The following is an 11,246-nucleotide window of genomic DNA, read 5'->3' as shown; positions in this document are numbered from 1 at the left end:
CGTCTGGCTCACGTTGAAGAGCTATTGCCGGAAATCTGCACCCTCGATTGCGGCACCCTGAACTTCGGCGATGGCGACACCATTTACGTGTCCACACCGGCACAACTGCGCGCCGGCGCCAAGCGCATCACCGAACTGGGGGTGAAGGCCGAGCTGGAGATTTTCGACACCGGGCACCTGTGGTTCGCCAAGCAGATGATCAAGGAAGGCCTGCTCGATAACCCACTGTTCCAGTTGTGCCTCGGCATCCCGTGGGGCGCGCCGGCGGATACCACCACCATGAAAGCCATGGTCGATAACCTGCCCGCCGATGCGGTGTGGGCCGGGTTTGGCATCGGCCGGATGCAGATGCCGATGGCCGCGCAAGCGGTGTTGCTCGGCGGCAACGTGCGGGTCGGTCTGGAAGACAACCTGTGGCTGGACAAGGGTGTGCTGGCGACCAACGGCCAACTGGTCGAACGCGCCACCGAGATCCTCAGCCGCCTTGGCGCCCGGGTGCTGACCCCGGCCGAAGGCCGCAAGAAAATGGGCCTGACCCAGCGCGGTTAATTGCCCCACCTCGAACCCTGTGGGAGCGAGCTTGCTCGCGAATGCGATGGATCTGCTGATGAAGATGCTGCGGATGTACCGCCCCCTTCGCGAGCAAGCTCGCTCCCACAGTTGATCGCCGAACTATTCAGGAAATCACCATGAGCTTTATCACCGACATCAAAACCTTCGCCGCCCTTGGCAGCGGTGTCATCGGCAGCGGCTGGGTTGCGCGCGCCCTCGCCCACGGCCTCGACGTGGTGGCCTGGGACCCGGCGCCTGGCGCTGAAGCCGCGCTGCGCAAACGCGTGGCCAATGCCTGGGGCGCGCTGGAGAAAAACGGCCTGGCGCCTGGCGCTTCGCAGGATCGTCTGCGCTTTGTCGCGACCATCGAGGAATGCGTGCGTGATGCCGACTTCATCCAGGAAAGCGCCCCGGAACGTCTGGAACTGAAACTCGAGCTGCACAGCAAAATCAGCGCGGCGGCCAAACCCAATGCCTTGATCGGTTCGAGCACTTCCGGCCTGTTGCCGAGCGAGTTCTACGAGAGTTCGACCCATCCTGAGCGCTGCGTGGTCGGCCACCCGTTCAACCCGGTTTACCTGTTGCCGCTGGTGGAAGTGGTCGGCGGCAAGAACACCGCGCCCGAAGCCGTGCAAGCGGCAATGACAGTCTACGAATCCCTCGGCATGCGCCCGCTGCACGTGCGCAAGGAAGTGCCGGGATTCATCGCTGACCGTCTGCTCGAAGCGCTGTGGCGTGAGGCACTGCACCTGGTCAACGATGGCGTGGCGACCACTGGCGAGATCGACGATGCAATCCGATTTGGCGCCGGTCTGCGCTGGTCGTTCATGGGTACCTTCCTGACTTACACCCTGGCCGGCGGTGACGCGGGTATGCGTCACTTCATGTCGCAATTCGGCCCGGCATTGCAGTTGCCGTGGACCTATCTGCCAGCACCGGAGCTGACCGACAAGCTGATCGACGATGTAGTCGATGGCACCAGTGATCAGTTGGGCCGGCACAGCATTTCGGCGCTGGAGCGCTATCGTGATGATTGTCTGCTGGCGGTGCTGGAGGCGGTGAAGAGCACCAAGGAAAAGCATGGGATGAGTTTTAGCGAGTGATGGGGCTGGCATGACATCGCGGCCCTCACCCTAGCCCTCTCCCGGAGGGAGAGGGGACTGACCGAGGTGTTCATGCGAGCTGCACCGACCTGAACTATCGCGCTGAACTCAAGTTTGAAAGCCCCCCCGGATCTGCTCCCTTTCCCCCTGGGGGAAGAGGGGACTGACCGCGGTGCTCATGCAAGCTAAGCCGACTTGCACCACCGAGCCGAACTCAAGTTTTGAAAGGCCCCCGATCTGCTCCCTTTTCCCCTGGGGAAGAGGGGACTGACCGAGGTGTTCATGCGAGCTAAGCCGACTTGCACCACCGAGCCGAACTCAAGTTTTGAAAGGCCCCCGGATCTGCTCCCTTTCCCCCTCTCCCCCCTGGGGGAGAGGGCTGGGGTGAGGGGGTAGCTCTTGATCTTAACGACTCGCCAACTACCGGAACCCAATCATGCCCACCCTCACCACCTACCAAACCACCATCATCCCCGACTGGGTCGACTACAACGGCCACCTGCGCGACGCCTTCTACCTGCTGATTTTCAGCTACGCGACCGACGCCCTGATGGACCGCCTCGGCATGGACAGCAACAACCGCGAAGCCAGCGGCCATTCACTGTTCACCCTCGAACTGCACCTCAACTACCTGCACGAAGTGAAGCTCGACGCCGAGGTCGAAGTGCGCACGCAAATCATCGGCCATGACAGCAAACGCCTGCACCTTTATCACAGCCTGCACCTGGTTGGCGGCGATCAGGAACTGGCCGGCAACGAACAGATGCTGCTGCACGTCGACCTCGCCGGCCCGCGCTCGGCACCGTTCACCCCGGACACCCTGAGCCGGCTGCAAGCCATCGTCGTCGAGCAACAAGACCTGCCCGCTCCCGCTTACATCGGCCGGGTCATCGCCCTGCCACCTGCCCGGTAAATCATCTATCGCAAGGAGCCGCCATGAACACCGCTGCCGCTGTTGCCGACTTCCGTACTTATCCGTTGATCAGCGCGCTCGGTGGCGTGCAGAACCTGGCGGATCGCGTTGCCATCGAATGGGCTGACGGCCGTTTCAGCCCGTTTCATCATGTCTGGTTGCGGGACAACTGCCCCTGCGAGCAGTGCGTCTACAGTGTTACCCGCGAGCAAGTGTTCGAGATCGTCGACGCCGCGCCGGACCTCACCCCCGCCAGTACCCACATCGACAGCGACGGCTGCCTGCGCATCGACTGGCAGGACGGCCACCGCAGCCGCTTCGACCCCGGGTGGCTGCGCGCGCACGCCTACGATGACGCGTCCCGGGCCGAACGTCTGGCCGCCAAGCCCAAAGCCTGCCTGTGGCGCAGCGATTTGCAGTTGCCGGTGTTCGACTACGCCGCGCTGATGAATGACAACAGCGCCCTGCTGCAATGGTTGATCGCGGTGCGCGACATCGGCCTGACCCAGGTGCGCGGTGTGCCCACCGACCCGGGCTCGCTGAAGCTGATCGCGCAGCGTATTTCGTTTATCCGCGAGAGCAATTTCGGCGTGCTGTTCAACGTGCAATCCAAGGCCGATGCCGACAGCAACGCCTACACCGCTTTCAACCTGCCATTGCACACGGACTTGCCGACTCGCGAGCTGCAACCGGGGCTGCAGTTTCTGCATTGCCTGGTGAATGACGCCGCGGGTGGCGAGAGTATTTTTGTCGATGGTTTTGCGATTGCCGACGCCTTGCGTCAGGAAGCGCCGCAGCTGTTTCACGCGCTGTGCGAAATCCCCGTGGAATTCCGCAACAAGGATCGCCACAGCGACTATCGCTGCCTGGCGCCGATCATTGCTCTGGATGCGTTGGGGCGGGTTGCGGAGATTCGCATGGCGAACTTTCTGCGCGGGGCATTCGATACATCGGTGGAGCAGATGCCGCTGCTGTATCGCGCCTATCGACGCTTGATCGCGATGACCCGCGAGCCACGGTTTCGGCTGATGCAGCGGCTTAATCCAGGGGAGCTGTGGTGCTTCGATAACCGCCGCACGCTGCATGCGCGCAATGCGTTTGACCCGGCCACCGGGGCGCGGCATTTCCAGGGTTGCTATGTCGATCGGGATGAGTTGTTGTCGCGCATTCTGGTGTTGCAAAGGTAAACCGCGTCATCGTTCATCGCGGGCAAGCCCGCTCCCACAGGGTCGGCGCCGACAACAGATCAGTGACAAGGCCCAAAACCTGTGGGAGCTGGCTTGCCAGCGATGGCGTCAGCAAAAACAACGCGAACATCTCTGATTCACAGACCAAAAAAAGCCCCGATACAAGCCGTGACAGGATCGGGGCAGAGGGTACTGTTGAGGAGCTGCCAGCCGAGGGTGACCAAACCGTCTGTAGCGAGCTTGCGCCAGTTTGCCCACTCCCCTTGGCACTGAGTTAGCCGAAAACGACCTGTTCATAGCCGTCGCAGCCACTGCGACAAATCGCCCTTGCCGTGCTCCGGCATGGCTACCAGAATCGAGCCACGACCTCCGTTACCGAAGAAGGATGCGCGTCATGATGTATGCCGATTTGATCGATCAGGAAGATTTGCTGGGCCAGCTCAAGGCGTTGGGTATTCAAGTACCCAGTGGCACTACCGCCGATCAGGCTTGCGAGTGCGCGGTGCGCGGTCTGGATAACGTTCGCGCCTTTGAACTGCGCAAGATGGTCAAGGACATGTACACCAGCGGCGCCAGTATCCAGCCTGCGGTGCGCCAGGCAATCGACAAGCAGTTGTTGCCGGCATTGGCGGATTACCAGCAAAGCCATAGCGCCTGACAGGCCGCCATCGCTGGCAAGCCAGCTCCCACAGGGCTGTTCGGTGTGATCAAGATATCTGTATCACCAAAGAACCTGTGGGAGCTGGCTTGCCAGCGATAGGGGCGACCCGGTCTACAGCCTCACACTGGCAAATGTCGACTCATTACGCGCCTGACTCAACGCCGACATCGGCCCCGACAGCGGCGACATCACGATTGCCTGCGGCAGCGGCATCATCGCCACTTGCTGGGTGGTGTTGGAGCCTACGCGTTCGTCACGCGGCGGAATGCCGAAGTATTCGCGGTAGCACTTGGAGAAGTGCGGCGTCGACACGAAACCACACACCGAAGCCACTTCGATGATCGACATCGGCGTCTGCTTGAGCAACTGCCGCGCGCGGATCAGGCGCAGCTTGAGGTAGTAGCGCGACGGCGAGCAGTGCAGGTATTTCTGGAACAGGCGCTCCAGCTGTCGACGCGACACGGCGACATACACCGCCAGTTCGTCGAGGTCGATCGGCTCTTCCAGATTGGCTTCCATCAGCGCGACGATTTCCTGCAGCTTCGGCTGGTTGGTGCCGAGCATGTGCTTGAGCGGCACACGCTGGTGATCCTGTTCGTTGCGGATGCGTTCGTAGACAAACATTTCCGAGATCGCGGCGGACAGCTCACGGCCGTGATCGCGGCTGATCAGGTGCAACATCATGTCCAGTGGCGCAGTACCGCCAGAGCTGGTGAAGCGGTTACGGTCGAGGGTGAACAAGCGAGTGCTCATCGCCACGCGCGGGAAAGCTTCCTGCATCGCCGCCAGACATTCCCAGTGCACGCTGCAATCAAAACCGTCGAGCAGGCCGGCGCAGGCCAGAGCCCAACTGCCGGTGCACACGGCGCCGAGACGCTTGGACTGGCGCGCCTGGCTTTGCAACCACGACACATGCTCACGGGTCACGGTGCGTTGAATGCCGATCCCGCCGCAGACAATCACGGTGTCCAGCGGTGGCGCTTTGTGCATGGAGGCATCGGGGGTGATTTGCAGACCGTCACTGGCCCACACCTGACCACCATCGACGGTGAGGGTGCTCCAGCGATACAGCTCGCGACCGGACAATTGGTTGGCCATGCGTAGCGGCTCTACCGCAGAGGCCAGGGAAATCAGCGTGAAATTGTCCAGCAGCAGAAAGCCGATGGATTGAGGCGCACGGTTCTGGGGTTGAGCCCCGGAGTTGAACGACGTCATCGCGGTATCTCCTCACACAAAGCGGGTGATGGCCTCAGGCGGAGGCTCTTGTTATTGCCAGCGTTCTCGCGTGGGAGACGGGCTTTGTTATGACAGAGCAATTGCCATGCCTAAAATTGAATGGCTGTTCAATAACTCCTGAAAACGACGTCGCGACGTGTCTATTCAAGACGTCCGACGAAAGGTGTTTCGAAGTGCCATTAGTGTCGCTGAGCGCCCTGCCCCGAGGCGTGTGAGCAAATCGGTAGCACTTGTGGGAACGGGCCTGCGCGCAGTTTACGGTGAGTGTCACCGCAGGCACGGGTGACGGACGGTAGGTGGTGCAAATGGCGCACTGTGGCTGGGAAAGACTCTTATCTGATTGCGACGCGCTAAAAGGTGGCGCCTGCGGTTATGTGTGTTCCGTTAGCGAGCAGTTTTGACTGGTCTGACGCCTTCGCGAGCAAGCTCGCTCCCACATTTGGAATGCGTTCTCCTGTGGGAGCGAGCTTGCTCGCGAAGAATTCACCTCGGTGGCGCTGACTTAGCACTCAACCGCGCTGACCGCCAGCCCACCCCGCGACGTCTCTTTATATTTGTCATGCATGTCGGCACCGGTATCACGCATGGTGCGGATCACCCGGTCCAGCGAGATAAAGTGCTGACCGTCCCCACGCAGCGCCATCTGCGCCGCGTTGATCGCCTTCACCGCCGCAATCGCATTGCGCTCGATGCACGGCACCTGCACCAGCCCGCCGACCGGATCGCAGGTCAGCCCGAGGTTATGCTCCAGGCCAATCTCCGCCGCGTTGCACAGTTGCTCCGGCGTCGCGCCCAAAATCTCCGCCAGCCCCGCCGCCGCCATTGCGCAGGCCGAACCGACCTCGCCCTGGCAGCCGACTTCGGCACCGGAGATCGAGGCGTTCTTCTTGCACAGAATGCCCACCGCCGCCGCGCTCAGAAAGTAGTCGACGACGTTGGCGTCAGTCACCGCTTCACTGAACTTCATAAAGTAGTGCAACACCGCCGGGATGATCCCCGCTGCACCATTGGTCGGCGCCGTGACCATGCGCCCACCGGCTGCGTTCTCTTCATTGACCGCGAGGGCAAACAGGTTGACCCATTCCATGGCGCTGAGGGTCGAGCCGATCACGTTGGGCTTGTTCAGTTCCTGCAGGCTGCGATGCAACTTCGCCGCGCGCCGGCGCACATTCAGACCACCGGGGAGGATGCCTTCGTGCTTGAGGCCCTGCTCGACGCAATCCTGCATCGCCCGCCACAGTTTCATCAGCCCGGCGCGAATTTCCTCTTCGCTGCGCCAGACCTTTTCGTTGGCCATCATCAGTTCAGCGACGCGCAGGTTGTTCTGTTTGCACAGTTCCAGCAGCTCGACCGCGCTGGAAAAGTCATACGGCAATTCGGTGCGATCCAGATCGACCACACCGCTGGAGGCCTGCGCCTGATCCACCACAAAACCGCCACCGACCGAATAGTAGGTGTCGCGATGAATATCCCCGTGATCGCCTTCGGCAATCAGGGTCATCGCGTTGGGGTGGAACGGCAGATTCTCGTCGATCAGGCGCATGTCGCGCGCCCAGACAAACGGCACCGACAAGCGCCCATCCAATAACAGGGTGTGGGTTTCACGCAGGGCCTGGATGCGCGGGCCGATCTGCGACGGGTCGATTGCGTCCGGCCACTCGCCCATCAGGCCCATGATCACCGCGTTGTCGCTGCCATGCCCGATACCGGTGGCCGACAGCGAACCGAACAGTTGCACTTCTATACGACGCACCTGTTCCAGCAGGTGTTTGTCCCTGAGCGACTCGACGAACAACGCCGCGGCGCGCATCGGCCCGACGGTGTGGGAACTGGACGGGCCGATGCCGATTTTGAACAAGTCGAAAACGCTGATAGCCATTGCTGCAGAGCTCCTGAGGATGCCGTTCCCGGGCTTGAAGCGCCCGCTGGCGGAGCTGCTACGCTCAAGCTGCGATCCGCCGGAATGCCCGCATCATCAGGCTTTTGTCGGGGCGCACGGCGTCTGACACCGACGCACTCATGCCCACCAACGCCGTGCCGCTTTCGTCCCCGGTTTTCGCCGTTTTTATGCGGTTCAGATGGCCAAACGGGGCTGAAAAAAGCTGTAAACGACGTCACTGACACTGGATGCGACCATCCCTGTACTGGATACGACCCACCCTGTAGGCGTCAGATTTTCACTGGTACATGATCGTTATGACTCGATTGCAAGGCGCCGTGGTAGAGCTGTCTCCAGAACGCCATCCAACCGCAACCTATAAGTGCGGTGGTCCAGTCGGAACACTGCCAAAAAAAACACCAAGGAGTCCATCCATGAAAGGTTCCCCGTCGTTGTTGTTGGCCGCCATGCTGAGTCTGCCGTTACTGGCTCAAGCCGCAGAACCGGCGCAGTGCAGTACCGTTAACTTCTCCGATGTCGGCTGGACCGACATCACCGCGACTACCGCGACCACCAGCGTCGTGCTCAACGCCCTCGGCTACAAGACCAAGACCACCATGATCTCCGTGCCCGTGACCTACAAGTCGCTGGCCGACGGCAAGAACATGGACGTGTTCCTGGGTAACTGGATGCCGACCATGGAAAACGACATCAAGGCCTACCGCGATGCCGGCACCGTGGAAACCGTGCGCACCAACCTGAAGGGCGCCAAGTACACCCTCGCCGTTCCTCAGGCGCTGTATGACAAGGGTCTGCACGACTTCGCCGACATCGCCAAATTCAAGAAAGAACTCGACGGCAAGATTTACGGCATCGAGCCAGGTAACGACGGCAACCGTCTGATCCAGAGCATGATCGACAAGAACGCCTTCGGCCTGAAGGACGCCGGCTTCAAGGTCGTGGAATCGTCCGAAGCGGGGATGCTCTCGCAGGTCGACCGGGCGCAGAAACGCGACACCGCCGTGGTCTTCCTCGGCTGGGCACCGCACCCGATGAACAAGCGCTTCAAGATTCAATACCTGACCGGTGGCGACGATTTCTTCGGCCCCGATTTCGGTGCAGCGACCGTGGCGACCAACACCCGCAAGGGCTACGCCGAGGAATGCAGCAACGTCGGCCAGTTGCTGAAGAACCTGGAGTTCACCGTCGACATGGAAAGTGAACTGATGGGCAACATCCTCGACGACAAGATGAAGCCTGACGCGGCTGCCAAGGCCTGGCTGAAGAAGAATCCACAGGTGCTCGATACCTGGCTCGCTGGCGTGACCACCATTGACGGTAAACCTGGCCTGGAGGCCGTGAAAGCCAAACTGCAGTAATCGCTTATGCCGGACGGCGTAAGCCGTCCGGGCTGTTTATTTCCTTGCATGCGGACGTTCACTACCATGCTGATTGATCAGAAAATCCCTTTAGGCCAGTACATCGCGGGCTTCGTTGAATGGTTGACGCAACACGGCGCCAGCACCTTCGACGCAATCGCCGTGACCCTGGAAACGATGATCCACGGCGTGACGTTTGCGCTGACCTGGTTCAATCCCTTCGTCTTGATCGGCCTCATTGCATTGCTCGCGCATTTCATCCAGCGCAAATGGGGACTGACTGCTTTTGTAATCGCCTCGTTCCTGCTGATCCTCAACCTGGGGTACTGGCAGGAAACCATGGAAACCCTCGCCCAGGTCATGTTCGCGACCCTGGTCTGCGTGGTCATCGGCGTGCCGTTGGGCATCGTCGCCGCGCACAAACCGATGTTCTACACGTTGATGCGTCCGGTACTCGATCTGATGCAGACCGTACCGACCTTCGTTTACCTCATTCCTACTCTGACCCTCTTCGGGCTGGGTGTGGTGCCGGGCCTGATCTCCACAGTGGTGTTCGCCATCGCTGCGCCGATCCGCCTGACCTACCTGGGCATCCGCGATGTCCCGCAAGAACTGATGGACGCCGGCAAGGCCTTCGGCTGCTCGCGTCGCCAATTGCTTTCACGGATCGAACTGCCTCACGCCATGCCGAGCATCGCGGCCGGCATCACCCAGTGCATCATGCTGTCGCTGTCGATGGTGGTGATCGCGGCACTGGTGGGCGCCGACGGACTCGGCAAACCGGTGGTCAACGCACTGAACACTGCTGATATCGCCCTGGGCTTCGAAGCGGGCCTGGCGATCGTACTGCTGGCGATCATGCTCGACCGTATCTGCAAACAACCCGACGCCAAAGTAGGGGGTGACGCATGAGCATAATTCGCTTCGAAGACGTCGACGTAATCTTCTCCAAGGATCCGCGCGAGGCGCTCAAGCTGCTGGATCAGGGCATGACCCGCAACGAGATCCTGAAAAAGACCGGACAGATTGTCGGTGTGGAAAAAGCCACGCTGGACATCAACAAGGGCGAGATCTGCGTGCTGATGGGCCTGTCCGGCTCCGGCAAGTCGAGCCTGCTGCGCTGCATCAACGGCCTCAACACCGTGAGCCGCGGCAAGCTGTTCGTCGAGCATGAAAACCGCCAGATCGACATCGCCTCCTGCACCCCGGCCGAGCTGAAAATGATGCGCACCAAACGCATCGCCATGGTGTTCCAGAAGTTCGCCCTGATGCCGTGGCTGACGGTGCGCGAGAACATCAGTTTCGGACTGGAAATGCAGGGTCGCCCGGAGAAGGAACGCAAGAAGCTCGTCGATGAAAAGCTCGAACTGGTTGGCCTGACCCAATGGCGCAACAAGAAGCCTGACGAACTCTCCGGCGGTATGCAGCAGCGCGTAGGCCTGGCCCGGGCACTGGCGATGGACGCCGATATCCTGCTGATGGACGAACCGTTCTCGGCACTCGACCCGCTGATCCGTCAGGGTCTGCAGGATGAACTGCTGGAACTGCAACGCAAGCTGAGCAAGACCATCGTGTTCGTCAGCCATGACCTTGATGAAGCGCTGAAACTCGGTAGCCGCATCGCGATCATGAAAGACGGCCGGATCATCCAGTACAGCGTGCCGGAAGAGATCGTGCTGAACCCGGCGGACGACTACGTGCGCACCTTCGTTGCCCACACCAACCCGCTCAACGTGCTCTGCGGCCGCAGCCTGATGCGCACCCTGGACAACTGCAAACGCATCAACGGTTCGGTGTGCCTCGATCCGGGCGGCGATTCGTGGCTGGACCTGGCCGAAGGCAACACCATCAAAGGCGCGCGGCAGAACGGTTCGGTGCTGAACCTGCAGAACTGGGCACCGGGCCAAGCCGTGGAGGCTCTGGAGCGCAAGCCGACGCTGGTGGATTCGAACATCGGTATGCGTGACGCGCTGCAGATTCGCTACCAGACCGGCAACAAACTGGTGCTGCACGACAACAACCATGTGGTGGGGATCTTGGGCGACAGTGAGTTGTATCACGCGTTGCTGGGCAAGAACCTCGGTTAAGGCAGGGATAAAAAAAGGGATCGCGGTGAGCGATCCCTTTTTTATTGGGTCAGGGAAAAGCCCCCTCACCCTAGCCCTCTCCCAAAGGGAGAGGGGACCGACCGGGGGATGCTGCAGATCTACACCGACCTGATCTTGCTTCACCGAATCCATAATCGACTCGATCTTTCAGGTCGATGTACAACGCCAGACACCTCGGTCAGCTCCATCTCCCTACGGGCGGTCCGACGTTTCGGGAGGGTTGGGGTG

The 11,246-nt window shown here is 60.8% G+C and carries 10 protein-coding genes; 8 read left to right on the top strand and 2 right to left on the bottom strand.

All coding sequences use genetic code 11. The features are described from left to right. The 5 genes from DBR24_RS04675 to DBR24_RS04655 all read left to right on the top strand — a co-directional run. Window positions 1-549 (top strand): 3-keto-5-aminohexanoate cleavage protein (locus DBR24_RS04675; RefSeq protein ID WP_146188956.1); only part of this gene is annotated, 549 nt, incomplete at its 5' end. 140 nt (window positions 550-689) lie between these two features. Then, window positions 690-1,655: an L-carnitine dehydrogenase gene (locus DBR24_RS04670; protein WP_123469413.1), complete on the top strand. Its 966-nt coding sequence runs from the start codon at window positions 690-692 to the stop codon at window positions 1,653-1,655. A 436-nt stretch (window positions 1,656-2,091) separates the two neighbouring features. Beyond that, on the top strand, window positions 2,092-2,568 hold the full coding sequence (locus tag DBR24_RS04665) for a thioesterase family protein (RefSeq protein ID WP_123469415.1): 477 nt from the start codon (window positions 2,092-2,094) through the stop codon (window positions 2,566-2,568). A 23-nt stretch (window positions 2,569-2,591) separates the two neighbouring features. Further along, a complete protein-coding gene (locus tag DBR24_RS04660; RefSeq protein ID WP_128614050.1) occupies window positions 2,592-3,755 on the top strand; it encodes a gamma-butyrobetaine dioxygenase in 1,164 nt (387 codons plus the stop codon). A 394-nt stretch (window positions 3,756-4,149) separates the two neighbouring features. Further along, complete coding sequence (locus DBR24_RS04655) at window positions 4,150-4,413, top strand: hypothetical protein (RefSeq protein ID WP_016983943.1); 264 nt, start codon at window positions 4,150-4,152, stop codon at window positions 4,411-4,413. A 114-nt stretch (window positions 4,414-4,527) separates the two neighbouring features. On the opposite strand, the gene DBR24_RS04650 is transcribed toward DBR24_RS04655, so the two are convergent. Both DBR24_RS04650 and DBR24_RS04645 read right to left on the bottom strand, forming a co-directional pair. Further along, window positions 4,528-5,631, bottom strand: a complete 1,104-nt coding sequence (locus DBR24_RS04650; protein ID WP_064589578.1) for a GlxA family transcriptional regulator — start codon at window positions 5,629-5,631, stop codon at window positions 4,528-4,530. 523 nt (window positions 5,632-6,154) lie between these two features. Further along, on the bottom strand, window positions 6,155-7,531 hold the full coding sequence (locus DBR24_RS04645) for an L-serine ammonia-lyase (protein WP_128614049.1): 1,377 nt from the start codon (window positions 7,529-7,531) through the stop codon (window positions 6,155-6,157). 434 nt (window positions 7,532-7,965) lie between these two features. Here DBR24_RS04645 and DBR24_RS04640 point away from each other — a divergent pair, with 434 nt between their 5' ends. The 3 genes from DBR24_RS04640 to choV all read left to right on the top strand — a co-directional run bounded on the left by DBR24_RS04640 (window position 7,966) and on the right by choV (window position 10,997). Then, the gene (locus tag DBR24_RS04640; RefSeq protein WP_123469423.1) at window positions 7,966-8,910 is read left to right on the top strand and encodes a choline ABC transporter substrate-binding protein; all 945 of its coding nucleotides are present in this window, start codon (window positions 7,966-7,968) and stop codon (window positions 8,908-8,910) included. A 66-nt stretch (window positions 8,911-8,976) separates the two neighbouring features. Next, a complete protein-coding gene (choW, locus tag DBR24_RS04635; RefSeq protein ID WP_128614048.1) occupies window positions 8,977-9,822 on the top strand; it encodes a choline ABC transporter permease subunit in 846 nt (281 codons plus the stop codon). Then, the gene (choV, locus tag DBR24_RS04630) at window positions 9,819-10,997 is read left to right on the top strand and encodes a choline ABC transporter ATP-binding protein (protein WP_123469427.1); all 1,179 of its coding nucleotides are present in this window, start codon (window positions 9,819-9,821) and stop codon (window positions 10,995-10,997) included. The genes choW and choV overlap by 4 nt, the downstream gene beginning before the upstream one ends. Window positions 10,998-11,246: the final 249 nt, after the last annotated feature.

This window comes from Pseudomonas sp. HMWF006 (assembly GCF_003061205.1).
Classification (GTDB): domain Bacteria; phylum Pseudomonadota; class Gammaproteobacteria; order Pseudomonadales; family Pseudomonadaceae; genus Aquipseudomonas; species Aquipseudomonas monsensis.
This window is presented reverse-complemented; position numbering and strand designations above follow the sequence as displayed.